The following is a 23,198-nucleotide window of genomic DNA, read 5'->3' on the forward strand; positions in this document are numbered from 1 at the left end:
GAGCGAGCTCCAAATAAGCACAGTCCGAGCGAAGCGAGGCCCATCTCACGAAAGTGTTGAACCGAGGACGCCGGAGAAGCCCGCCTGGGCGGATCCAGGACGAGGGGGTTGGGGCAGGATAGAGGGATGGTGGCGAAGGACGGCGACGGGTGGGCGCTGTGCGAGCGGGGCCACAGGCACTGGGGAGTGCACGGGGCCTCGGGTCTGCTGGCCGTCCACTTCGATACCGGCGGCATCCCGCACATCCTTATGCAGAAGCGGGCATTGTGGAGCCATCACGGGGGCACCTGGGGCCTTCCCGGCGGGGCGCTCGACAGCCACGAGGACGCCGTCACCGGCGCGATGCGGGAGGCCCTGGAGGAGGCGGCCCTGAAGGGCGACGGCCTGCGCATCCTCGGCGTCTACACCGACGACCACGGCGGCTGGTCCTTCCAGACGGTGATCGCGGAAGCGGAGGCCCGCTTCCCGTCCGCTCCGGCGAACGGCGAGAGCACCGAGATGCGGTGGCTGCCCGCCGACGAGATCGTGGGCGAGACCCTGCATCCCGGCTTCGCCGAGACCTGGCCGGAGATCAGGTCCGCCCTCCCGCCGTCCGTGGTCGTCCTGGACGCGGCCAACATCGTGGGCGCGCGCGCCGAGCACGGCTGGTGGCGCGACCGCGCCGGTGCGACGAGACGCCTGCTGGAGGACGCCGAGGATGTGGCAAGGCACGGCCTGCGCCCTCCGGAGGGGTTTCCCGCGCCGGCCAAGTGGTTCCCCCGGCTCATCATGATCGTCGAGGGGGCGGCCAAGGGGGTCCGCTCCGATGGCGTCGTGACCGTGGTCGACGCGCCCGGCAGCGGCGACGACGCGATCGTGGAGACGGTACGGGAGATCCGGCAGACCAGGCCGTGGGAGCGGGTGCTGGTCGTGACGGCTGATCGCGAGCTCCGCCGGCGGGTGCGAGAGCTGGGCGCTGAGGTCACCGGTCCCGGTTGGCTACTTGGGCAACTGCGACCAAGGGGACGGGTGTAGCGTCAAGGCGTCGAACGACGTCCAACACATACCCCTCATGCTCATATCCCCCAATATCCGGAAATACCCCTTAAGTCATTCATGAGCGACCGAACCACACTCGACTGGACCGCTGAGCCCGACAGTCCGGTCCCCCCGCCGACGTGGGGACGGCGAGCTCCTGAAGCACAGGTTCTCCCCTGGGTGTTCGCGGCCCTGGTGGGCTTCCTGTTGCTCGGCGACCTCCTCCTCGCACCTCATCTGACCGCACCGGCCCTGCGCACGTGGTCCACGATCTTCGTGGCGATCTGCGTGCAGGCCATCCCCTTCCTGGTGTTCGGCGTGGCGCTGTCCGCGGCGATCACCGCGTTCGTGCCGCCCTCCTTCTGGAACCGCGTGCTGCCGCGCCGGCCGTACGCCGCCGTGCCCGTCGCGGGCGTGGCAGGGCTCGTGCTGCCCGGATGCGAGTGCGCGTCGGTGCCGGTCGCGTCGGGGCTGATGGCGCGCGGTGTGACCCCGGCGGCGGCGCTCGCCTTCCTGCTGGCGTCCCCGGCGATCAACCCTGTGGTGCTGGTGGCGACCGCCGTGGCGTTCCCTGGCCAGCCGCTCATGGTCGCCGGCCGGTTCGCGGCCTCCCTGCTCGTCGCCGTGCTGGTCGGCTGGATCTGGCAGTTGCTCGGCCGTCCCGGCTGGCTGCGCATCCCTTCCCGTACGGCGCATGAGGGCGAGTCGCGGTGGGCGGCGTTCCTGTCGGCGATGCGGCACGACTTCCTGCACGCCGGCGGGTTCCTGGTGGTCGGCGGGCTGACGGCGGCGACGCTGAACGTGGTGGTCCCCCGGTCCTGGCTCTCGTCCGTGGGCGACATCCCCTGGCTGTCGGTGCTGGTGCTCGCGGTGCTGGCGGTCATCCTGTCGATCTGTTCCGAGGCGGACGCCTTCGTGGCCGCGTCGCTCACGGCCTTCTCCCCGACCGCCAAGCTGGCCTTCCTGGTGGTCGGGCCGATGGTGGACCTGAAGTTGATCGCTTTGCAGGCGGGGACGTTCGGCCGGGCCTTCGCGCTCCGCTTCGTCCCGCTGACGTTCACGCTGGCCGTTCTGGTGAGCGTCCTGGTGGGATGGGTGCTGCTGTGAACCGTATGGCGCAGAGCCTGGTGATGACCCTGCTCGGCGGAGCGATCCTGCGCGTCTCCGCGCTGTCCACGGTTTACCTGAACTACGTCAAACCCGGCTTCCGGCCGCTGCTCATCGCCGCGGGCCTGGTCATCTTCGCGCTGGGCGTGCTGGGGCTGGTCCAGGAGTGGCGCAAGCCGTACACCCCCAAGGCGGACGCCGGCACAGAGCAAGGATCGGTGGGTGAGCACCGGCACGGGCCCCGGGTGGCGTGGCTGCTCTGCCTGCCGGTGATCGCCATTTTCCTTATCGCCCCGCCGCCACTCGGATCGTTCGCCGCCGAGCGGGACGAGACGCCCCAGCCGCGCCCGTCGGCGCTCGACGCGTACGACGTCCTCGCCCGGGACAAGCCGACGGCCATGCCACTTGGCGAGTTCATCGGCCGGGCCTGGGGCGACGCGAACCGCTCGCTCGTGGACAGGCAGGTCAGGCTGACCGGCTTCGCGACGCACTCGAAGAAGAAGGGGCAGTGGTACCTCACTCGCATGCAGCTGAGGTGCTGCGCGGCCGACGCGTTCCCCCTGAAGGTGACCGTGCTCGGGGTCCCCGCGCCTCGCGACGACACGTGGGTCGAGGTTACGGGCGCGTGGGTGCCCACCCCGTACGACCGGCTGCCCAAGGGGACGGTGGCCCCCGAGATGAGGGCCACCGCCGTCGCCAAGGTCAGGCAGCCGGACGAGCCGTACGAATAGGGCTGTACGACTGCTACTCGCGCGCGAGCGCCCGCCCGGCACCGCTATCGTTGGTGTCGCACTGGAGGGTTCGCATAGTGGACGAGTGCAGCCGCCTTGAAAGCGGCCAGGTCGGCGACGGCCTCGTGGGTTCGAATCCCACACCCTCCGCCATCGCCGCCGGGGTCAGCCGCGGGCGCCTCCGAAGTTGTCGCCCACCGAGGCCGCCAGCAGCAGGTACGCCTCCCGCGTGGCCGGCTGCAGCCGGTCGAGGTCGATCTCGGCGCCCTCCTCCAGATGGGGGTCGTAGGGCACGCGGATCACCGCGCGGCAGCGGGCCGCGAAGTGCGCCTCCAGCCGGTCGAGGTCCACGGTCGACTTCGAGCGCGGCCGCACGCTGCACAGCACCACCGTCGCGGCCTTGACCAGGTCGGCGTAGTGGTGCGCCTCCAGCCAGTCGAGGGTCGCGGAGGCGGCCCTGGCGCCGTCCACCGAAGGTGAGCTGACCAGCACGAGCTGGTCGGCCAGGCCGAGGACACCCGACATCGCCGAGTGGAGCAGGCCGGTGCCGCAGTCGGTCAGGCAGATCGAGTAGAAGTTCTCCAGCACCTGGGCGACCGACTGGTAGTCGGCGGCGCTGAACGCCTCGGACACCGAGGGGTCGCGGTCGGAGGCCAGGATCTCCAGCCGCGAGGGCGCCTGCGAGGTGAACGCTCTTATATCGACATATCGCTTGATCTGCTGCCGCTCGTTGAGCAGGTCACGTACGGTCGCCGAGGTCTCCAGCTCCACCTTGTCCGACAAGGTCCCCCGGTCGGGGTTGGCGTCGACCGCGATCACCCGGTCTCCCCGTACGGACGCGAGCGTGGCGCCGAGGCCCACGGTCGTGGTCGTCTTGCCCACGCCACCCTTGAGGCTGAGGACGGCCACGCGGTGATGCCCGGTCGCGACGGGGGTACGGGCGCGCGCGACCAGCTCGCGGCGGCGGCGCACCTCGGGGGACTCACCCGGCTTGATCAGCCCGGCGGAGGCCTTGAAGACGAGCTTGCGCCAACCGCCCGCAGGAGCGTTCCTGCGCCCGCGGAGCAACGACACAGGGTCGAGGCTGTCGGCGGTCTGCCTGACGCCGCTCGCCGCCTTCGCGGCCCCCTGCTGGCGCGTGGAGGTGCCCCAGGCGGGCTGGAGGGGGTGCGCGGGCGGCGGAGACTGCCTGCGGCGCGCCCGGTACGGCTCGCGCTGCTCCTCGGGCGGCTGCTCCTGCGTCGCCGGCTCGGCCGCCGGGACGTTCGCGGCCTGTGCCTTCGGCTCGCCGCCGGTGGCGGGCGCCGGTGGCCGCTTGGCGGGCGGGGCCTTCTCGGGCTCGTACAGCGCGTGCTCCACGCGCGGCACGACGACATCATCGGTGTTGGCGCCGCCCGCTGATACGAAGGCGTTGAACCGCTCCTGCTCGGGGTCGGCCTCGCCGGTCTCCGCCGCCGGGAGCGCGGCCTCGAGCCAGCCGCGCATGGACTGCTCGCCGGTCGCCTCGGGCTCCGGCTCGTACGGCTTGGGCTCCGGCTCGTACAGCTTGGGCTCTGGCTGGTACGGCTTGGGCGTGTCGCCCTTGCCGGAGGCGAGGGGCCCCACGGGAACCCAGCCGGAGCCGGTGCCGCCCGGAGGCTCCTCGGTCAGCGAGCCGAACGTGAAGCTGTCGGTGTCGTCGCTCACGGACTGCTCCTCGGTCCGCGATGCGGCCGACGAAGCGGTAGACGAAGCGGACGAAGCCGGCGGCGGGGAGGTGGATTCACCGAAGCCGCCGCCGGACTGCGCGGGCCTCTCCCCGAACGCGCCGGCACCGCGCTCACCGAACGCGCCGCCGCCTGACGAAGCCGGCCGGTCGCCGAAGGCACCGAAAGCGCCACCGCCCGACGAAGGAGCACGCTCACCGAAAGCGCCACTCCCGGAAGACGGAGAACGCTCACCGAACGCGCCACTCCCGGAGGAGGGAGAACGCTCACCGAACGCGGCCGCGCCTGAGGACGGGCTCCGCTCGCCGAAGGCGCCGCCCGAAGGCGACGAGGTGTCAGAGCGGGAAAGCGGCTCGGACGGCCCGGTGATGGGCGCCGAGAAGGCGCCGGTGTCGCGCCCGCCGCCCGGCGAGGACGGCGCTTCGTCCTTCTTGCCCCAGCCGCCGAGACCCTCGGCCGCCGGTGTACGTAGTTCGGTCGTATCCCCCTTGCCGCGCTCGGCCGCGGTGTCGTCGGGCTGCGTGGTGCCGTGCGTCGGGTCGCCTGCGGCGCGGAACAGCGGCGACGAGGCCGCCGGGGGCTCCGCGGGAACCATGGCCCAGGGGTCTTTGGGATATGGCGAGACGACGGTGTCGTCCGCGGTGACGGTCACCGGGACGGGCGCCTCCTCGTTCTCCTTGATGGCGTCGAGCCAGGCGAGTTGCTCTTCAAGGGAATGAGGATCCTCACGATCGTGTCTTGCCACCGTGTTCCCCCTCGGGACTGGGCTAAAGGGGCAGCAAATAGATTGAAGATTACCGCCCGCAATCACGACCAACGTGGTCAACCGCCGACTTGGCTACCCGGATAGTTTGGGCACATGCACGCGATCGTTATTTCCCAGCCCGGTGGACCCGAGGTACTGGAGTGGCGGGAGGTTCCAGATCCCCGTCCCGCACGAGGAGAAGTGCTGATCGAGGTGGCCGCCGCCGGGGTCAACCGTGCCGACCTGATGCAGCGGCAGGGGTTCTATCCGCCTCCCCCCGGCGCCCCCGACTTCCCGGGTCTCGAATGCTCAGGAGTGGTCGCCGAGGTCGGCGAGGACGTCGAGGGGTTCGCCCCGGGGGACGAGGTGTGCGCGCTGCTGGCCGGCGGCGGCTACGCCGAGAAGGTGGCAGTCCCCTGGGAGCAGGTGCTCCCCGCCCCCTCCGGGATCACGCTGGTGGAGGCCGCCGCGCTGCCCGAGGTCGCCTGCACCGTCTGGTCGAACGTCTTCATGACGGCGCGGCTGCGGCGCGGGGAGACGCTGCTGGTCCACGGCGGCGCGAGCGGCATCGGCACCTGCGCCGTGCAGCTCGCCAAGGCGCTCGGCTCCCACGTCGTCGTCACGGCCGGTACGGCCGAGAAGGTCGCGCGCTGCCTCGAACTGGGAGCGGACGAGGCGATCAACTACCGCGAGGAGGACTTCGCCGAGAAGGTACGCGCCGACGTGGTCCTCGACATCATGGGCGCGAAGTACCTGCGCAAGAACATCTCCGTGCTGAAGACCGGCGGGCGGCTCGCGGTCATCGGCCTCCAGGGCGGCGCCAAGGGTGAGCTCGACCTCGGCGCGATGCTCGCGAAGCGGGCCTCGATCCACGCCACCGGCCTGCGCAACCGGCCGGTGCCGGAGAAGGGCGCCATCGTCCGGGGGGTCGGCGAGAACGTGTGGCCCCTCGTGGAGGCGGGAGCGGTACGGCCGGTCGTCCACGCGGTGGTGCCGATGGCCGAGGCCGCGGAGGCCCACCGCATCCTCGAATCCGGTGACCACATCGGGAAAGTCCTGTTGGCCAGGTGAGCTAGGTTGAATGGCATGAATGCTGAGGAGAGCACCCCGCATATCGTGGTCGTCGGCCCCGATGGCCTGACGGTCGAGGGGGACAACGGCGAGCACGAGGAGCGCTCGGAGCGCTCGGTCGCCGAGCTGGTGGAGCAGCCCGCGAAGGTCATGCGCATCGGCAGCATGATCCGTCAGCTCCTTGAGGAGGTCCGCGCGGCGCCTCTCGACGACGCGAGCCGCAAGCGCCTCAAGGACATCCACCAAAGCTCTATCAAGGAGCTGGAAGACGGCCTCGCCCCCGAGCTCGTCGACGAGCTCGAGCGCCTGTCCCTGCCGTTCACCGGTGGCGACGACAGTCCTCCCCCGAGCGACGCCGAGCTCCGCGTGGCCCACGCCCAGCTCGTCGGCTGGCTGGAGGGCCTCTTCCACGGCATCCAGACCACGCTGTTCGCCCAGCAGATGGCCGCTCGGGCCCAGCTGGAGCAGATGCGGCGCGCGTTGCCCGGCGGCATGTCGCAGGAGGAGCAGCCGCCCCATCGCGCCTCCGGGCCGTACCTGTAGGGGCCCCAGGTCACCCGTACAGCTTTTCGAGCACCAGGGCGACCCCGTCGTCGTCGTTGGCCGCCGTCACGTTCGTGACGGCGGCCAGCACGTCGGGGTGGGCGTTCGCCACGGCGTACGAGGTGCCGGCCCAGCCGAGCATCGGAAGATCGTTCGGCATGTCCCCGAACGCCACCACCTCGTCCGCGCCGACGAGGTGACGTCTGGCGAGGGTGGCGAGCGCGGTGGCCTTCGTCACGCCCCGGGCACTCATCTCGATCAGCGCCCTGCCGCTGGAGTGGGTCGCCGTAAGCAGGTCGCCCACGACCTCCGTGACGATGAGGTGGAGCAGGTCGGGGTCCATGTCGTGGTGGAAGGCCAGGAGCTTGGCGCAGGGCCGCGAGATCAGCTTCGCGGCGGCCACGTGGCGCCCCAAGGAATCACGACTGTCCCAGCCGCCGAGCCCGAACCCTCTCTCGTGGGCGAACCCGCCTTCGTACTCGACGGAGAAGCTGAGCTCGGGAAGCCTGCCGCGCAGGCGCCCCACGGCCTCTGAGAGCACTTCAGGATCGATGAGGTGGGACTCCACGATGCGTTCGGTGTGCAGGTCGTAGACGAGCGCCCCGTTGGCGCAGATGGCGAGCCCGCGGTGGCGCACGGCGCCGGCGACGATGCCCATCCAGCGGGGCGGCCTGCCGGTGACGAACACGAGAACCGCGCCCGCCTGTTCGACGAGCGCGAACGCGGCCGCCGTGCGCGGTGAGACGGTGCCGTCCGACCGCAGGGCGGTGCCGTCCAGGTCGGTGGCGACGAGTCTGGGGCTGACCATAACAACGTCTAGTTTGCCCTGTGCTGGGCACAGGTCCGGCGTCAGCCCAGAGAGTAAAAGAATCTCGCCAGGAGGGGGAACAAAGGCGCTCCGATGGTGTTAGATGTGGTGGCGTTGTATTAGCTGAACCCGATGTGCAGAACCAGCTTGACTGTCTGAGCGGCCCCGGGAAGCTGTGCGACACAACCCGGGGTTCGCGAGGTGTGAACCCCAAGATCAATTGCAGGGAGAGCTTTAATGGCTCAGGGAACCGTCAAGTGGTTCAACGCCGAGAAGGGCTACGGATTCATCGCTCCGGACGGTGAAGCTCCGGATGTCTTCGTGCACTTCTCCGAGATCGTCGGCAACGGCTACCGCAGCCTCGAAGACGGCCAGCGCGTCGAGTTCGAGGTCACGCAGGGGCAGAAGGGCCCGCAGGCGTCGCAGGTCCGCGCCGTCTGACCACTGACACACAGAAGGCGGGGTTCGCGTCAGGCGAGCCCCGCCTTCGTGTCGTATAACGAGCCGCCGGTTCTGACAAAGCGGACATACGTAACAGACGACGCAAGGGTAAGCCGCTTACCCGCAAGTCGGATAAGCGACTTACCCCCCTGAAACAGACCTACTTGACCGGCTCCAGGACATCCAGTCCGACATATGGGCGCAGCGCCTTGGGAACCACGACGGAGCCGTCGGCCTGCTGGTGGTTCTCCAGAATGGCCACGATCCACCGTGTGGTCGCCAGGGTGCCGTTGAGGGTGGCGACGTGCCTGGGCTTCTCCTCGGCGTCCCGGTAGCGCACAGCGAGCCGCCTGGCCTGGAACTCGGTGCAGTTGGACGTCGAGGTCAGCTCCAGGTAGCGGTTCTGCGTCGGGAGCCACGCCTCGCAGTCGAACTTCCTGGCGGCGCTCGAACCGAGGTCGCCCGCGGCGGTGTCGATCACGCGGTACGGGAGCTCGACCTTGGCCAGCATCTCCTTCTCCCACTCGAGAAGGCGGGCGTGCTCCTCACGCGCGTCCTCAGGGCGGCAGTAGGAGAACATCTCGACCTTGTCGAACTGATGGACCCGGATGATGCCCCGCGTGTCCTTGCCGTACGACCCCGCCTCGCGCCGGAAGCACGACGACCACCCGGCATAGCGCATCGGGAGGGACTTCCCGTCGAGGATCTCGTCGGAGTGGTAGGCGGCCATGGGGGCCTCCGAGGTGCCGACGAGGTAGAGGTCGTCGGCCTCCAGCCGGTAGACCTCCGAAGCGTGCGAGCCGAGGAAGCCCGTGCCCGCCATCGCCTCGGGCTTGAGCAGCACAGGGGTGATCATCGGCGTGAAGCCCGCCTCGATCGCCTGCTGCATGGCCATGTTGAGCAGGCCGAGCTGCAGCCTGGCCCCGGCGCCGGTCAGGAAGAAGAACCTGGCCCCCGACACCTTGGCGCCGCGCTCGGTGTCGATCGCACCGAGCATCTCGCCGAGCTCCAGGTGGTCGCGGGGGGTGAAGTCGAAGCTCGGCTTCTCCCCGACCTCCTCAAGCACGACGTAGTCGTCCTCGCCGCCGGCGGGGGCGCCCTCCTCGATGATGTTGGGCACGGCCATCAGCAGCCCGTCGAGCTCCTTGCCGAGCTTCTCGGCCTCGGCCTCGGCGCCCTTCACGTTGACGGCGAGCGCCTTGGCCCGCGCGAGAAGCGCGACCCGCTCGTCGCCGGAGGACGTGGACACCGACTTGCCGACGCTCTTCTGCTCCGCGCGCAGCGACTCATAGCCGCTCAGCGCGCTTCTGCGGCGTTCATCCAGGTCGAGCAGCGTGTCGACGACGGAGTCGTCCTCACCGCGGGCACGCTGCGACGCCCGTAGCCGGTCCGGGTCCTCACGAAGGGTACGCAGGTCAATCACGTAACAAAGGCTACCGATGTCCGAGCGGCGCTCGCGCGCCTATTGCCGCCGGATGTGATCTGTTACACCTGTCCCGTGCGGACAGCGGCGAGCCAGCCGGCCGCCTCGGCGAAGTCCGGGTCGGTCGTGCCCCTCTTGAGCTGCGGCGAGAGCCGGTCGGCCCGGGGGTAGCTGCCGAGGAAGCGCACATCGTCCGACAGCCTGCGCAGGCCGGAAAGCGCCTCGCCGACGCGGGCCTCCACGACGTGGCCCTCGGCGTCGAAGTGGAAGAAATAGCGCCCGATGCCGTCGCCGGTCGGCCGCGACTCGATGCGGGTCAGGTTGACCCCGCGCACCGCGAACTCGCTCAGCATCTCCAGCAGCGCGCCCGGGTGGTCGTCGCGGAGGAAGGCGACCAGGGACGTGCGGTCGGCTCCGGTCGGCTCGGGCAGCGGCCCCGGACGGGAGACGCGGACGAACCTCGTGACGGTGTCGTCGCGGTCGCCCATGCGCGACGCCAGCTCGACCAGCCCGTAGTGCTCGCCCGCGATGGCCGGGCCGATCGCCGCGTCATACGGCGATCCGGACATCGAGACCTCCAGCGCGGCGGCGGCCGTCGACGGCGCGGCGACGACCACGGCGTCGGGCAGCTCGCGGGCCAGGAAGTTGCGGCACTGGGTGATCGCGGCCGGGTGGGTGTAGACCCGCTTGATGTGCGGCATCGCGGTGCCGGGCCGCACGAGCAGCGAGAACTCCACGGGCAGCAGCAGCTCGGCGGTGATCAGGAGCGGTTCGCCCCAGGCCAGCTCGTCGAGCGTGACGGTGATCGCGCCCTCGACGGAGTTCTCCAGGGGGACGACGGCGCCGTCGGCCTCGCCACTTCGCGCGGCTTCCAGCGCCGCCGTGACATTGGCACAGGGCAGACGCTCGGAATCCGGTGCGAGGATCCGCAGGGCCGCTTCACAGAAGGTGCCCTCGGGTCCGAGGTAGGCGAGTTTCGGCATACCAGAGAGGTTACCGGCCACCGGCCCACCCCTACCCGGCATATTTACGCCTTTACCCGATTTTACGTGGGACGACATGGGGGCTGGTCGCGTCCGCACCGCCCGTGCCTCGGTCGCCGGTGGTACGGGCGGCGGTGGCTTGCGACCCGCTCGTACGGCGGGCGAGGAGCCACACGACGCCGATCGCCCCGAGCCCGAAGGCGTCCTGGACGATGCGCCCGGCGACGGGGCTGAGCACGGGGATCCCCGCGGCGCGCAGTGAGACGCCCCACCAGGGGATCGGCAGCACGTAGTAGATCCAGACGGCGGCGGGCACCCAGAGCCAGGCGAGACGCTTCCACAGGCCCGCAGGGGGGGCTCCAGCGACCGGAACGGCCTGTTCTCGGTTCACGGTCTCGTCGCCTTCAGGGGTGCCCTTCACGCCTTCAGGGAGTGGAGCGGCACCGAGCCGGGATCCGGCGAGCGCGGCGAGGGCCACGACCACCCAGGCGAGGTGGTGGATCCAGGCGACCGGTGAGAGCAGCACGGCCATCAGGCCCGTCAGCGCCACGGCGGTCATCCGGTCGCCTTCGCGCATGGCCCTGCGGGCGTGGCGGAAGCCGTACCAGGCAACGACGGCCACCAGCGCGAGCCAGAGCACCGAGGTTAGCCATCCGGGCAGGTAGAGGCGGAGCAGCATCCCACGGATCGACTGGTTGGTCGTGGAGGTGTTGGACCCCACGCGATCGGAGTCCAGCAGGGCGGAGAACCAGAAGGCGGTGGAGTCCTGCGGGATCACGAGAAAGGGCAGCACCGTCAGCAGCGCCGTGGTGAACGCGGCCATGAAGAAGGTCTTCCGCTGCTCGGGCAGGCCGTCTTTTCCAAAGCCGGTGATCAGCAGATATATCAGGAAGACGCCGGGAGTGAGCTTGACCGCCGTGGCGAGCCCGATCAGCATGCCGCGCGGCCACCAGGGCCTGCGGGCGACGCAGTCGACCAGGCAGAGCATCACCAGCAGGATGTCGACCTGGCCGAACCGCACCTGGTCTCTGATCGGCATGAGATACATGCACGCCACCGCGAGCACCCCGGCCGGCACGGCGACCGCCCACCCCCGCAGGCCGGGACGTACGAGATGCTCCGCGCGCGCGAGAAGCTCCCGGAAGCTGTACCAGACCGTCACGATGAGGCAGGCCAGGACTCCGGCAGTCCACACCCACTGGGCCGCGGGCCAGGACATCGCGGCCAGCGGGGTGGCCAGCAGCGCGGCGATCGGCGGGTAGGTGAACGGCAGCAGCTGGGGCGCGGGAGTGATCACGTCATAGACCGGGAGCCCCCGCAGGACGCTCTCGCCGCCGGTGCGGTAGACGTCCAGGTCGACGAGGCGCTGATCGGCGGGATTGGTCAGCCAGTAACTCACCAGCGGGATGGCGGCCACGCCGACGATCAGCAAGATGAGCGGCCATGTCCACCACCGCCGCCCGGCCACCGACCTCTCACCAGTCCCCACGACGTGGCAGGCTACCGCCTACCCTCCCGAAACCCGACCCTCGATCCACCCTCCCCAACCCGGGTCCGCCATCCACCCTCCCAATCCCGACCCGCGCCCGGGCCTCGCGAAACCCGACCCGTGACCCACTCTCGCGAATCCGGGTCCACAGTCGCCGCCCTTCCCTCCGGGTTATCCACAAGATGATCTTTGAAGTGCGAAGAGGGTCGGCGTTCTGGCTATGGTTTCCAGGGCGAAGTCGTCGTCAGAGGGCTCTTCAAGGGTGGAAGCGAGGTTCCTGTTGAGCACACGAGAAGCCACCCCCCACCCCCTCACGTCCACAACCGCACTTCCCGGCCACCATCCCACCCAAGCCCCCGAAAAGGCCTTCCAGCCACGGGGCGAGCGTCGGGAAAACCCTCAACTCCGGGCATGGTCCGGGGTTTCTCTGCGGGGCTGGGTGGTGCTGGCGTGCGTCTTGGGGGTGGTCGCTCTCTGCGGCGGCACGGCTCAGGCGGCTTCGCGCGGTGGTCTTCCTGAGAGGGCCCACACGGCGCCGTCGGGGCACGTTGTGCTGGTCGGTGTCCCCGGGCTGCGGTGGGCCGATCTCAGCGAGACCGGCACGCCGAACCTATGGGCGCTGGTCGGCAAGAGCGCGTCGGCGTCGATGTCGATCCGCGCCTACCCCAGGCCGAACCACCCGAGCACCTGTCCCGTCGCAGGGTGGCTGACGGTTTCGGCCGGCCAGCGGGCGGGCTCCGCGGCGAGCGAGTGCGCCCTCCCCCCGGCACCACAGGCGTCCGCCGACGGCTCGGCGACCGTCCCCGGCTGGGCCGAGCTGGCGTCCTTCAACGCCGCCACGTCCTACCGTGCCACCATCGGCCTGCTCGGCCAGGCCGTACGCGACGCCGGGGGCACGGTGGCGGCCGTGGGCCCCGGAGCCGCACTCGGCGCAGCCGATAAATCCGGGAACGTCCAGAAATATGCGGATAGCGCCGGAGCCCTCGGCGACCTGAGCCGTTACGCGCTGGTGGTCGCCGACGTCGACGACCTGGCCCGCGCCTGGATCACCCAGCCGGGGGCGACCCCGGCCGCGACACCCCCCGACCTGACCCGGCAAGCCCGTGCCCAGGCGGTGGCGGCCGCCGATCGCCGGGTCGGCGAGATCCTGCGGCTGCTGCCCGCGGGAGCCACCACCCTCGTGGCCGGCCTGTCCGACGCGTCAGCCACCTCACACCTCCAGGTGGCCATGGCCGAAGGGCCGTCCCCCGCCGGGGAGCCGTACCGCCGTGGCCACCTCACCGCCTCCTCCACCCGCCAGGACGCCCTGGTGACCATCACCGACCTGACCACCACGGTCCTGCACCTGCTCGGCACGCCCGTCCCCGAGGGAGCCGTCGGACGGCCCTGGATGTCCGGTGGGGCGGCACCCGCCTCCGTCTCGGACACCGTCAGGGAGCTGTCCGACGCCGACCTGGCCAGCCGGGTCCTCGTCGAGGTGCGCGCGCCGTTCTACGCGGTCTTCGTGGCCGTCCAGTTGCTCTTCTACGGCCTGGCCGCCTTCGCCGTCCGCCGCCGCTGGGGTGGTCACCGGGTCCTGGCCGTCACGCAGGTGCTTGCGGTGGCGAGTGGGGCCGTCGCGGTGTCGACGTTCCTGGCGCAGCTCGTTCCCTGGTGGAATCTCTCCCATCCGATGGCCGCCCTGATCCTCACGATCATGGGGTTCGCCGGGCTGCTGGCGGCGCTCGCCTTCGCGGGGCCCTGGCGCTCGCACGTGCTCGGCCCGCTCAGCGTGGTGGCGGGCGTCACGTCCCTCGCGTTGCTGATCGACGTGATGACGGGGTCGCGCCTCCAGGTGAACGCCGTCACCGGTTACGAGCCGGTCACCGGCGGCCGGTTCTACGGCTTCAGCAACATCGCCTTCGCCGTGTACGCGACCGGCACGATACTGGCCCTCGCCGGGGTGGCGCAGGTGCTCATGGAGCGTGGGCGGCGCGCGATCGCCCTGGCCATCTGTCTCGCGTACGGGCTGCTCGCGATCTTCGCGGACGGGTGGCCCGCCTGGGGCGCGGACTTCGGCGGGGTGCCCGCGTTCGTACTCGGGTTCGCGGTGTTCGTGATGATGCTCTCCGGCCGGCGGATCACGGTAGGCAGGCTCGCGATCGTCGCCGTCGCCGGGGCCGCGCTCATCAGCGTGATCGCGCTGGCCGACTGGCTGCGGCCGAGCGACCAGCGCACGCACCTGGGCGCGTTCGTCCAGCAGGTGATCGGGGGCGAGGCGTTGCCGGTCATCGGGCGCAAGCTGAGCTCGATGCTCGGCACCCTCGGGAACTGGCAGCTCACCGCGCTCTCGCTGGCCGCGCTGGCGTTCCTCTACCTCGTGCTCGCCCGTCCGTCACAGTGGGGCGCCTCGGCGCTCAGCCTCGCCTACACGCGCGCCCCGGCGCTGCGTGCCGGGCTGTTCGGCGTGCTCACCACCGCGCTGGTCGGGTTCCTGATCAACGACTCCGGCATCGCGATCCCGGCCATGGCGCTTACGGTGGCGGTGCCGCTCACCCTCGCCGCGTCGATCCGCGCGCTCCAGCGCTCAGGGCCCACCACACCAGGGCGACCGTCAGCGCCAGCAGGATCCACGGCACCACCTGGGCCCGCACCACGGTGACCAGCCATCCGAGGTCGGGAGGCTGACCGTCCTGGCGCGCCGGAAGGTACGCCAGGGACAGCACGGCGAGGCGCGCGACCACGAAGCCGTCGAGCGCCGTCGCGGGCACGATGGCCAGCAGCGCGAAGGCCAGCCCGTCGTACCACGGCAGGGCGTACGGCGTGGCGAACAACCAGGCGACGACCATCCCCACGGCCACCCACCCCCCCGCGATCCGGAACGGCATGGCGGTGCCGGAGGGGGAGGCGGGGGGGAGGTGGGGCCGTCGGTGGCGGAGGAGGGAGGTGGCGAGCAAGGCGAGGAGGAGGAGTGATCCGATCTGGATCCAGACGCGATAGGCGCCTTCGCCGAACATGGCCTGGAGCCCGCGCTGGACGAGGTGCCAGGGGGTGGCCCAGGAGATCGACTTGCTGGCGTGCAGCACCTGGTCCAGCGAATGCGGACCCGCCAGCAGGTAGACGACCAGCACGGTGAGCGTCGCCGTGCCCGCCACCACCGCGAGCTTCCTCGGCTGCCGCCGCAGGTCCCATGCCGGGCCGAGCGCGACCAGCCCAGCGTTGACCTTGACCGCGATGGCGAGACCGAGCAGCGGCCCGGTGGTCCACCAACGCCGGCCCCCCGCTGTGACCAGCGCGGCGACCACGAAGGCGATGGCCAGCGTGTCGACATGCATCCCCGCGACCAACTGGTAGACCACCAGGGGGTTGACCGTCCACAGCAGCGCCGCGCGTGCCTGCCGCGCCCGGTCGTCCCGCGTGAACCTGTGGAGCAGCAACGCCGTGGCGACGAAGGCGGCCGCGTTCACAAGGGCGAGCACGAAGACGATCAGGCGTACCGAATCGCCGCCGACCAGACCGGCCAGAGCCTGCACGGCCGTCGCGACCGGCCCGTACACGCTCGGCTCCTCCTGCCAGGGCCTCTCGACCGAATCCGCGACCGGGTCTCCGTGCAGGGCGACCGCGCCCGTGGCGTAGGGATCGTGACCGAGCACCACCATGCGGCCGTACGCGGCGTAGTTCAGATGGTCGGCGGAACCGGAGGGCGGCAGGAAGGCCAGCACCACGACGGCGAGGCACCCGGCGAGCAGGAGCCTGCGGGGGTCGGGCGCCCAGCCGCGCCGCACGGCGAGCAGCCCGGCACCGAGGCCCAGGGCGCCCAGCACGATCGCCACCGCTTCCAGGGCAATGACCAGGTGGCCGCCGGGATGCGCGTCCAGGGAGTACGGCGGCTGCCACGCGGGCCCGGGCAGAGGGGGCACCACGGCCGAGGGGCCGAGCGCCCCGATCGCGATCGTGACGACGATGCTGAGCGCGATGCCCGCGACGGCGACCACCGCCGGCCCACCGCGCCCCCGCAACACGTCCCGATCCACCGCACGATTCCAGCACATCGAGCAACCCACTCGCGCCACGTCAACAAGGCAGGACCGCCCCGGCACCTTCGTGCAGGCCGCGCCCGCACCGGGTCAGGGGCGCGAGAATGATCAAGCGGCACGCGGCGGCCTACCCGCTCCGGAGGCTCTGGGTGGGGGTGTGGGGTTCAGCGGGGAGGACGGGTGGGGCGTTTCAGGTTGGCCAGGGCTTGTTCGCGGGTGGCGAGGGCCAGGGCCACGTCGCGGAACTGGCGGGCGCGGTGGAGTTGCGCGTGCCAGTCGGTGCCGGTGGCGCGATGCGCCATGTTCACCTCGACCTCGACGACCCGGAAGCCCTTGCGGACCAGGTCGATCGTCAGTCCGGTCTCGACGCCGAAACCATGCGCCAGCGGACGAGCCGCCTCGAACGCCGCCCTGGTCAGGCAGCGCTGACCGTTGAGAGGCTGGGTGGCCACCCAGCCGGAGGCACGCTTGATGCCCTCGCGCGCCAGTCGTACGACGAAGCCGTGCCCGCCCAGCTTGACGCGGGTGCTGAACGTGGCGATGGTCATGTCGGCGGAACCGTCGCGTACCGGCTCGATCAGCCGCGCGGCCTCGCCCGCGGTGTCGCCCAGATCGGCGTCGAGAAAGAGCAGATGACGGGTCTCCTCCTCGTCGAACAGGCGCACGGCCTCCGCGCCGCTCTCCATCGCCGCGGCCTTGCCGCGGTTGCGGCTGTGGCGCACGACACGCGCGCCCGCGGCCTTGGCCACCCGCCCGGTGTCGTCGAACGAGCCGTCGTCGACCACCACGACCAGATCGACCCCGGGAATGGCCAGGGCCGCGGTCACGGTGGCGCCGATGCGGTCGGCCTCGTCCTTGGCCGAGATGATCACCGCTGTGTCGGGCTTTGCGGATGGGTCGCTCATCGCTCCTCGTCCGGTTCGCTGCCGTTGGCGACCGCCCGACGCTAGCCCGGATGCTCCGCCGTGAGCAACTCCGCGGGAATGGTGTCGTGCACGGTGAACACCGAGTCGAGACCGGTCACCTGGAGGATCTTGCGGACGGCCGGGCGTGGCGAGGCCACCTCCAGCCTGCCGCCGCGTTCTCGCATGCGCTTGAGTGCGGACAGCAGGACGTTCATGCCCGTGGAGTCGCAGAACTCCACGCCGGACATGTCTATGACGACCCTGTCGGGCCCGGTCTCCAGCAGGCGGGTGAACTCCGCCTGAAGACGAGGCGCGGTATAAAGGTCGATTTCGCCGACGACCGTCAAGATGGCGTGATCGGCATGTGATCGAGTCGAGACCTTGAGCTCCACAGCGGGCACACTAGCGCCGTACTGCCCCCGGGTCACGTTCTACCGCGATAACCGAAGAGTCGTCCGCCCTTTGTTCCCCGTTTCGGCCTCGCGAAAACGCTGAGTACGCAAAGCTTAACGCTATGCGACACCGGCTCCGCCGGAAGGGGGGGAGGCCCGAAACCTCCGCGTCCGGTCATCACTCCGACAAGGAGGGGCGGGCGTGGAACGCGACGGGCCCGACAGCGCGAATGAACAGTGAGATACCTGAGGATCCCCAGCGACAATGCATGCGCGAGCGGCTTGAAGGCATCCTCGCCCGCACCGACAGGGCCCGCGCCTGGGGGGACGCGGCCCTGCCATTCCAGTCTCTGATCAACAGAGATGGTTACGTTCCGATCAAGACACGCCTTCACGTCGATGATCTGGACATGCTCGTGGGTGCGCGCGCGGAGTTGCTGTGCTTCTCCGAGCTCGGCCTGCGCCTGCTCGACCTGCACCAGCCCCGCGACGCGGGCGGCATCACGAGTGACGCCGCCCACCCGATCCTGCGCTGCAGGAGCTGCATGTGGCGCTGGCCCTGCCCGACGTTCAGGGCGATGTCGGAGGCGCTCGACGCCCTCCCGGCGTACGAGCGCGCGAGCCTGGCCTCCGAGTACGCCCCCGCGCCGGGCGGGGAGTACTCCGAGACCTACCACGAGGCCGGCGACCATTCAGGCGCGAGCGCGTACGGGCCGGGCGATCACACCGCACCGGGCAACCCGGGTGATACGAGTCCCTCGTTCCGCTTGAACGGCGCACTCGGCGCGAAGGGGTCCGTCGACATCTCCGGCTACAGGTTCACCACCGAGGGCCCCCTGACGAGCCTCCAGAACGGCACGTCAGGCCGCAGGCCCGGAGATCGGAAGCATGATCTCGAAACGACAGCCCGCGCCTTCGTTGACAACGGCGATCGCGCCTTCATGCGCTTCGACGATTCCGCGCGCGATGGCCAGGCCGAGCCCCGCGCCCCGATCGGGGCCAGGGGTCCGCGCGGCCTCGCCCCGAAAGGCCACCTCGAAGACCCGTGGTAGGTCGTCCTCGGGGATGCCGCCACAGCAGTCCGCCACCGAGAGGCGCACGGTGCCCTCGTCCGCGACGGCCCGCACCACCACGGTGCCGTCCTCCGGGGTGTGCCGGATGGCGTTGACCACGAGGTTGCGCAGGGCGCGTCCCAGCTCGGCGGCGTCGGCGTAGACCGGCAGCACGGGCTCGGCCTCGCCCGTCAGGCGCACTCCCTTGGCCTTGGCCAGGGCTTCCACCCCTGCGAGGGCGTCGGCCACGAGGTCGCCGAGCCCGATGCGCCGCGGGGAGAGCCGAAGCGCGCCCGCGTGGATCCGCGAGAGCTCGAACAGGTCGTCCACCATGTGGGTCAGCCTGTCGACCTCCACCCTGATCTGGTTGTGGTAGCGCCGCACGGTCGCCGTGTCGTCCACGACCCCGTCCTCCAGCGCCTCCACCATGGCGCGCATGCCCGCCAGGGGGGTGCGGAGGTCGTGGCTGACCCAGGCGACCAGTTCGCGCCGCGCGCCCTCCAGGGCCCTTTCACGCTCACGCCCCTCGCGCAGCCGCTCGTACGCCTGGTCGAGGGCCCTTGAGATGGTCTCCAGCTCGGCGGGGAGCCTGCCGGGCGGCGGGGTGAAGTCACGGGAAGGCGAGACGGCCTCCACGGCGGCGACCAGCCTCCTGCTGGCCCCGACGACCTGCCTGGCCACCACCATGGCGACCCCGAGCCCGACCAGCCCGGCGACGGCGACGACGGTGAGCACGACGTTCTTGGGGTGCCCGTCGATGATCATCTCGATGGTGATCGCCACCACCCCCGCGAGCGTGGCGGCGACGGTGACCACCGCGACCACGGCGAGCGTGATGGCGATCGAACGTCCGCGCAGGAGCCACAGTCCCGTCAGGCCGAGCCCGCCGATCAGCAGTCCCAGGCCTGCGGTGACGGCGACGATCTGGAGGATCACGGTCGCTCGCCGCCCGTGTCGTCCTCCACCGGCTCGTACCGGTAACCGACGCCCCAGACCGTGACGATGCGCCGGGGCGCGGTCGGGTCGGGCTCGATCTTCTCCCGGAGCCTGCGGACATGGACGGTCACCGTGGAGGTGTCGCCGAACGACCATCCCCACACCTGGTTGAGCAGCGCGGCCCGGCTGAACGCCTGGCGGGGGTTGCGCATGAGGTACGCCAGCAGGTCGAACTCGCGGGCCGTGAGGGTGATCTCGTGCTCGCCCAGCCGCACCTCGTGGGCCCCCACGTCGACCAGCAGGTCGCCGTCGCGCAGCACCCCCGTGCCCGACGTCACCAGCGCCCCGCGCGCCCGCCGCAGCACCGACTGCACGCGCAGGGCCAGCTCGCGGGGGCTGAACGGCTTGGTGACGTAGTCGTCGGCGCCGGTTTCGAGGCCCACGACCCGGTCGATCTCCTCGCCGAGGGCGGTCAGCATGATCACCGGCACCGGCCAGCGCTCCCTGAGCTTCTTGCAGACCTGCAGGCCGTCCATGCCGGGGAGCATCAGGTCGAGGACGAGCAGGTCGGGCGGGTTGGCGAGGGCCCTGCGCAGCGCCTCGGCGCCGTCGCCGACGCTCTCGACGAGGTGCCCGTCGCGTTCGAGGTACTTGACGACCACCTCTGCCACGGTCGGGTCGTCGTCCACCACGAGGATCCGAGGTCGGGAGGTCGCGCTCATCACCCCACGTTAGGGCTGATCCGGCCGCTCACACGACTCACGTCATAACTTCGTAAGACGGATGCCGTGCTCAGAGGTCACGATCTCGACCAGAGATCGCCTCTCGCTCGCGGCCGGGCCCTGTGCGACGTACCTTCTGGATATGGCCCGCATCGTTCTTTCAATCCTCGGCGTCGTGCTCGCACTCTACGTAGTGTTCGGGCTCGTGCTCCCCCTCGTCCTGGGGATCTTCAAGATCCTGCTTGTCATCGCCGTCGTCGCCGTCGTGGCCGTCGCCGCCGTCACCGTGGTCGGAAAGCTGTCGAACAAGTAGGATGACCGGCTTCCCCACCACCGTCGCGCTGATCGCGCAGCTCGTCGCCGGGCACACCAGCCCGGCGACGCTGACGACGGCCGGGCTGGTGGGGGTCACCCTTCTGCTTCTCGCCTGGGCTCTCGGGCGGCTGGCGTCGGCGCCCTCGGTCGCGGTGGCCTCGGGTCACCGTCCGCGCGCCGCGCACACCGTCTTCGTGCGGATGCTCCACCCGGCCGCCGCCGGCCGCCCTCGGCCCAGAGCGCCATCCGCAGGCCCCGCGCCCGTCTAGCGTCCCGGTAATCGTGCCGCTCACGGGCGCTTTCGTCATGTTCATCCATAGACGAAGGGGCTCTTCTCGCCATGTTCGACACCGTCATCGACTCCGCCTACCGGCTCATCAGCGGCCTCGGGGCCCTTACGGGCCCGGCCTTCGCGATCGTCCTGTTCACTCTGGCCGTACGCCTGCTCCTGTCGCCGCTCAGCGTCCGGCAGGCGAACGCGCAGAAGGCCCGCCTGCGCCTCGCGCCGCAGGTCGAGGCGCTGAGAAAGCGCTTCGCCCGTGATCCCGAGCGCCTCATGCGGGAGACCTCCAAGCTGTACGCCGCCGGGGGGACCTCGATGTTCGCGGGCATCATGCCCGGTCTCGCCCAGGCGCCGTTCCTCATGGTCACCTACCGGGTGTTCGTCTCGGCGACCATCGCCGGGCACCCCAACCTGCTGCTGGCCCAGAGCGCCCTCGGCGTCCCGCTCGGCGAGCACTTCGCCGCCGTGGTCGGGGCGAGCGGCCTGTTCAGCCTGCCCGCCCTGGTCTTCGTGGGGCTGTTCGCCCTGCTCGCGGTGCTGGCGTGGGTGACCTGGCGGCGGATGGGCGACGTCCAGCCGAAGGCGCTGCGGCTGATGCCGTTCGGGACCATCCTGGTCGCGGCCTTCCTCCCCCTCGCGGCAGGCATCTACCTGCTGGTGAGCACGGCGTGGACGGCGGCCGAGCGGGCGATCCTGTATCCGAAGCCCGCCTGACACGACGCCCTCATGCCGATTGGGGGACTTGTACACCACTAACGTTGAATGTCGGAAAGACCTGCTTCAATCGGGAGGGCCGAACGATGAACGGTGCCGACAGCGAGGTCGGGCGGCTGGAGACGGTCATGCTCCACCGCCCGGGCGCCGAGCTCAAGCGGCTGACCCCCCGTAACAGCGACAAGCTGCTCTTCGACGGCATCCCGTGGGTCGGCAGGGCCCAGGAGGAGCACGACGCCTTCGCCCAGGCGCTGCGCGACCACGGGGTCGAGGTGCTCTACCTCACCGAGCTGCTCCAGGACACGCTGGAGTACGACTCCGCGCGGCAGGAGATCATCCCCGCCGTGCTGGAGGAGCGGCAGCTCGGCGACAGGCTCGCGCAGCTGACGCGGGACCACCTGGAGGAGCTCGACCCGGAGGATCTCACCCAGACGCTGATCGCCGGGCTCGCCCGCGAGGAGCTGAAGACCGGCCGGGGCCTGGTGTACGGCCTGATGGACCGGCACGACTTCGTCATCGACCCCCTGCCGAACCTGCTGTTCACCAGGGACTCCAGCGTGTGGATCGGCGACCGCGTGGCCGTGACCAGCCTCGCCATGCCGGCCCGTACGCGAGAGAGCCTCCTGACCCGCCTGATCTACACCTACCACCCGAGGTTCGCCGGAGTGGACCACCTGTACGAGCCCTGGCTGGAGCATGTGGAAGGCGGTGACGTGCTGCTGATGGGCCCCGGCGTCATCGCTGTGGGCACCGGGGAGCGTACGACGCCGGCGGGGGTGGAGCGCCTCTGCCGGCGCGTCTTCGAGGCCGGGCTGGCGCACACCGTGCTGGCGGTGCCGATCGCCCAGCAGCGGGCCACCATGCACCTCGACACGATCTGCACGATGGTCGACGTGGACACCGTGGTCATGTATCCCCCGGTGGCCTACTCGCTCCAGGCCTACACCGTGACCTCGATGGAGCACGGCGAGCTTCGCGTCTTCGAGCCCCGCCCGTTCCTGGAGGCGGCGGCACAGGCCATGGGCATCGAGCGGGTCAAGGTCATCGACACCGGGCTCGACCCCGTCACCGCCGAACGCGAGCAGTGGGACGACGGGAACAACACGCTCGCCCTCGCCCCGCGCGTCGCGGTCGCCTATGAGCGCAATGTGGAGACGAACGCGCGCCTGGAGGCCTCAGGGGTGAAGGTCATCCGTATTGCGGGCAGCGAACTAGGAAGCGGCCGGGGTGGCCCACGCTGTATGTCCTGCCCTATCAGCAGAGAACGTCTATCCGCACTCGCGTAGGGCGCCTATTTCGGCCGTTCTAACTTGTGAATTAAGGACAGCGACCGGGGCGTGGAGAACCGCCCACACCGTGGTCACGTCACCGTCGTGGCGCACCCCCCAGCGCACGGCGAGGAACTCGACGATGCCGAGCCCCCGCCCGCCGAGCGAGGAGAGGGTCGGCCGTCCCGCACGGGGCTCCGTGGCCGCTCCTCCATCACTCACCGTGACCTCGAGATGTTCGTCCGCCCAGTCCCAAGTGGCCATGATCTGGCCTGATGGGAGCGGGTGGGCGTGACGCAACGCATTGCTCAGCAGTTCGCTCACCACAAGGACGGCGTCCTCTACCGCGGCGGCGAACACCCCCCATGCCTCGAGATCGGCGCTGAGACGCTGGCGTGCGACGGCGACGCTGGTCGGCGCATACGGCAACAGCACGACGCCCTCACTTCCCCGTTCTCCTGCATTTCCCCCTGAGGAAAACACATCCCAGTACGACCGAAATGCCCCGTTCGATGGTTCTGGAAACCGTGC

The 23,198-nt window shown here is 70.5% G+C and carries 22 protein-coding genes and 1 tRNA gene; 12 read left to right on the plus strand and 11 right to left on the minus strand.

Going from position 1 to position 23,198, the window contains the following annotated elements:
• Nucleotides 1-126: 126 nt before the first annotated feature.
• The 4 genes from OG589_RS35720 (at nt 127) to OG589_RS35735 (ending at nt 3,008) form a co-directional block, all read left to right on the plus strand.
• Complete coding sequence (locus OG589_RS35720; protein WP_405142688.1) at nt 127-1,014, plus strand: NUDIX hydrolase; 888 nt, start codon at nt 127-129, stop codon at nt 1,012-1,014.
• Between the two features lie 81 nt (nt 1,015-1,095).
• Nucleotides 1,096-2,124 (plus strand): permease, encoded by a 1,029-nt coding sequence (locus tag OG589_RS35725; RefSeq protein WP_405142690.1) that lies wholly within the window; start codon nt 1,096-1,098, stop codon nt 2,122-2,124.
• A gap of 5 nt (nt 2,125-2,129) precedes the next feature.
• Nucleotides 2,130-2,855, plus strand: a complete 726-nt coding sequence (locus OG589_RS35730; protein ID WP_405152195.1) for a TIGR03943 family putative permease subunit — start codon at nt 2,130-2,132, stop codon at nt 2,853-2,855.
• Nucleotides 2,856-2,918: 63 nt separating this feature from the next.
• Nucleotides 2,919-3,008 (plus strand) — tRNA-Ser (locus OG589_RS35735).
• 12 nt (nt 3,009-3,020) lie between these two features.
• On the opposite strand, the gene OG589_RS35740 is transcribed toward OG589_RS35735, so the two are convergent.
• A complete protein-coding gene (locus tag OG589_RS35740) occupies nt 3,021-5,306 on the minus strand; it encodes an AAA family ATPase (protein WP_405142692.1) in 2,286 nt (761 codons plus the stop codon).
• Between the two features lie 114 nt (nt 5,307-5,420).
• Between OG589_RS35740 and OG589_RS35745 the strand changes: the two genes are divergently transcribed.
• Both OG589_RS35745 and OG589_RS35750 read left to right on the plus strand, forming a co-directional pair.
• A complete protein-coding gene (locus OG589_RS35745; protein WP_405142693.1) occupies nt 5,421-6,377 on the plus strand; it encodes an NAD(P)H-quinone oxidoreductase in 957 nt (318 codons plus the stop codon).
• Nucleotides 6,378-6,392: 15 nt separating this feature from the next.
• Complete coding sequence (locus OG589_RS35750; RefSeq protein WP_405142694.1) at nt 6,393-6,920, plus strand: bacterial proteasome activator family protein; 528 nt, start codon at nt 6,393-6,395, stop codon at nt 6,918-6,920.
• Between the two features lie 10 nt (nt 6,921-6,930).
• On the opposite strand, the gene OG589_RS35755 is transcribed toward OG589_RS35750, so the two are convergent.
• Nucleotides 6,931-7,728 (minus strand): HAD family hydrolase, encoded by a 798-nt coding sequence (locus tag OG589_RS35755; RefSeq protein ID WP_405142696.1) that lies wholly within the window; start codon nt 7,726-7,728, stop codon nt 6,931-6,933.
• 237 nt (nt 7,729-7,965) lie between these two features.
• Here OG589_RS35755 and OG589_RS35760 point away from each other — a divergent pair, with 237 nt between their 5' ends.
• Nucleotides 7,966-8,169, plus strand: coding sequence for a cold-shock protein (locus OG589_RS35760; RefSeq protein WP_262840623.1), 204 nt, complete (start codon nt 7,966-7,968; stop codon nt 8,167-8,169).
• A gap of 160 nt (nt 8,170-8,329) precedes the next feature.
• Here OG589_RS35760 and serS read toward each other — a convergent pair whose 3' ends face one another.
• The 3 genes from serS to OG589_RS35775 form a co-directional block, all read right to left on the minus strand.
• Entirely contained in the window at nt 8,330-9,592 is a 1,263-nt protein-coding gene (gene serS / locus OG589_RS35765; protein ID WP_405142698.1) for a serine--tRNA ligase, read from the minus strand.
• Between the two features lie 62 nt (nt 9,593-9,654).
• Nucleotides 9,655-10,575 carry a prephenate dehydratase gene (gene pheA, locus OG589_RS35770; RefSeq protein WP_405142699.1) on the minus strand — a complete coding sequence of 307 codons (921 nt, stop codon included), beginning with the start codon at nt 10,573-10,575 and terminating at the stop codon, nt 9,655-9,657.
• 52 nt (nt 10,576-10,627) lie between these two features.
• Nucleotides 10,628-12,064 (minus strand): glycosyltransferase 87 family protein, encoded by a 1,437-nt coding sequence (locus tag OG589_RS35775; RefSeq protein WP_405142700.1) that lies wholly within the window; start codon nt 12,062-12,064, stop codon nt 10,628-10,630.
• A 550-nt stretch (nt 12,065-12,614) separates the two neighbouring features.
• Between OG589_RS35775 and OG589_RS35780 the strand changes: the two genes are divergently transcribed.
• The gene (locus tag OG589_RS35780) at nt 12,615-14,705 is read left to right on the plus strand and encodes a hypothetical protein (RefSeq protein WP_405142701.1); all 2,091 of its coding nucleotides are present in this window, start codon (nt 12,615-12,617) and stop codon (nt 14,703-14,705) included.
• Here the strand turns inward: OG589_RS35780 and mptB are convergent.
• The 5 genes from mptB to OG589_RS35805 all read right to left on the minus strand — a co-directional run bounded on the left by mptB (nt 14,596) and on the right by OG589_RS35805 (nt 20,087).
• Complete coding sequence (gene mptB / locus OG589_RS35785) at nt 14,596-16,077, minus strand: polyprenol phosphomannose-dependent alpha 1,6 mannosyltransferase MptB (protein WP_405142703.1); 1,482 nt, start codon at nt 16,075-16,077, stop codon at nt 14,596-14,598. The genes OG589_RS35780 and mptB overlap by 110 nt on opposite strands.
• A 167-nt stretch (nt 16,078-16,244) precedes the next feature.
• On the minus strand, nt 16,245-16,985 hold the full coding sequence (locus OG589_RS35790; RefSeq protein WP_405142705.1) for a glycosyltransferase family 2 protein: 741 nt from the start codon (nt 16,983-16,985) through the stop codon (nt 16,245-16,247).
• 41 nt (nt 16,986-17,026) lie between these two features.
• Nucleotides 17,027-17,377 carry an STAS domain-containing protein gene (locus OG589_RS35795; protein ID WP_363916129.1) on the minus strand — a complete coding sequence of 117 codons (351 nt, stop codon included), beginning with the start codon at nt 17,375-17,377 and terminating at the stop codon, nt 17,027-17,029.
• Between the two features lie 860 nt (nt 17,378-18,237).
• Nucleotides 18,238-19,365, minus strand: coding sequence for a sensor histidine kinase (locus tag OG589_RS35800; RefSeq protein WP_405142707.1), 1,128 nt, complete (start codon nt 19,363-19,365; stop codon nt 18,238-18,240).
• Complete coding sequence (locus tag OG589_RS35805) at nt 19,362-20,087, minus strand: response regulator transcription factor (protein WP_405142709.1); 726 nt, start codon at nt 20,085-20,087, stop codon at nt 19,362-19,364. Before OG589_RS35805 ends, OG589_RS35800 begins: the two co-directional genes overlap by 4 nt.
• A 142-nt stretch (nt 20,088-20,229) precedes the next feature.
• Here OG589_RS35805 and OG589_RS35810 point away from each other — a divergent pair, with 142 nt between their 5' ends.
• The 4 genes from OG589_RS35810 (at nt 20,230) to OG589_RS35825 (ending at nt 22,685) form a co-directional block, all read left to right on the plus strand.
• The gene (locus OG589_RS35810; RefSeq protein WP_405142710.1) at nt 20,230-20,400 is read left to right on the plus strand and encodes a hypothetical protein; all 171 of its coding nucleotides are present in this window, start codon (nt 20,230-20,232) and stop codon (nt 20,398-20,400) included.
• A 1-nt stretch (nt 20,401) separates the two neighbouring features.
• Nucleotides 20,402-20,671, plus strand: coding sequence for a DUF6412 domain-containing protein (locus OG589_RS35815; RefSeq protein ID WP_405142712.1), 270 nt, complete (start codon nt 20,402-20,404; stop codon nt 20,669-20,671).
• A gap of 71 nt (nt 20,672-20,742) precedes the next feature.
• Nucleotides 20,743-21,399 carry a YidC/Oxa1 family membrane protein insertase gene (locus OG589_RS35820; protein WP_405142713.1) on the plus strand — a complete coding sequence of 219 codons (657 nt, stop codon included), beginning with the start codon at nt 20,743-20,745 and terminating at the stop codon, nt 21,397-21,399.
• Nucleotides 21,400-21,485: 86 nt separating this feature from the next.
• Entirely contained in the window at nt 21,486-22,685 is a 1,200-nt protein-coding gene (locus tag OG589_RS35825) for an arginine deiminase (protein WP_405142714.1), read from the plus strand.
• On the opposite strand, the gene OG589_RS35830 is transcribed toward OG589_RS35825, so the two are convergent.
• Nucleotides 22,668-23,102 (minus strand): ATP-binding protein, encoded by a 435-nt coding sequence (locus OG589_RS35830; protein WP_405142716.1) that lies wholly within the window; start codon nt 23,100-23,102, stop codon nt 22,668-22,670. The two genes, OG589_RS35825 and OG589_RS35830, sit on opposite strands and share 18 nt — an antisense overlap.
• Between the last annotated feature and the right edge of the window lie 96 nt (nt 23,103-23,198).

The sequence above is a fragment of the Sphaerisporangium sp. NBC_01403 genome, from assembly GCF_045040145.1.
GTDB lineage: Bacteria > Actinomycetota > Actinomycetes > Streptosporangiales > Streptosporangiaceae > Sphaerisporangium > Sphaerisporangium viridialbum.

Bases quoted from the DNA above. Each gene is read 5' to 3' on its own strand.
- OG589_RS35815 (WP_405142712.1), top strand. From the start codon at position 20,402: ATGACCGGCTTCCCCACCACCGTCGCGCTGATCGCGCAGCTCGTCGCC.
- OG589_RS35725 (WP_405142690.1), top strand. From the start codon at position 1,096: ATGAGCGACCGAACCACACTCGACTGGACCGCTGAGCCCGACAGTCCG.
- OG589_RS35755 (WP_405142696.1), bottom strand. From the start codon at position 7,728: ATGGTCAGCCCCAGACTCGTCGCCACCGACCTGGACGGCACCGCCCTG.
- OG589_RS35750 (WP_405142694.1), top strand. From the start codon at position 6,393: ATGAATGCTGAGGAGAGCACCCCGCATATCGTGGTCGTCGGCCCCGAT.
- OG589_RS35825 (WP_405142714.1), top strand. From the start codon at position 21,486: ATGAACGGTGCCGACAGCGAGGTCGGGCGGCTGGAGACGGTCATGCTC.
- pheA (WP_405142699.1), bottom strand. From the start codon at position 10,575: ATGCCGAAACTCGCCTACCTCGGACCCGAGGGCACCTTCTGTGAAGCG.
- OG589_RS35790 (WP_405142705.1), bottom strand. From the start codon at position 16,985: ATGAGCGACCCATCCGCAAAGCCCGACACAGCGGTGATCATCTCGGCC.
- OG589_RS35760 (WP_262840623.1), top strand. From the start codon at position 7,966: ATGGCTCAGGGAACCGTCAAGTGGTTCAACGCCGAGAAGGGCTACGGA.
- OG589_RS35745 (WP_405142693.1), top strand. From the start codon at position 5,421: ATGCACGCGATCGTTATTTCCCAGCCCGGTGGACCCGAGGTACTGGAG.
- OG589_RS35810 (WP_405142710.1), top strand. From the start codon at position 20,230: ATGGCCCGCATCGTTCTTTCAATCCTCGGCGTCGTGCTCGCACTCTAC.
- OG589_RS35730 (WP_405152195.1), top strand. From the start codon at position 2,130: ATGGCGCAGAGCCTGGTGATGACCCTGCTCGGCGGAGCGATCCTGCGC.
- OG589_RS35805 (WP_405142709.1), bottom strand. From the start codon at position 20,087: ATGAGCGCGACCTCCCGACCTCGGATCCTCGTGGTGGACGACGACCCG.
- OG589_RS35720 (WP_405142688.1), top strand. From the start codon at position 127: ATGGTGGCGAAGGACGGCGACGGGTGGGCGCTGTGCGAGCGGGGCCAC.
- OG589_RS35820 (WP_405142713.1), top strand. From the start codon at position 20,743: ATGTTCGACACCGTCATCGACTCCGCCTACCGGCTCATCAGCGGCCTC.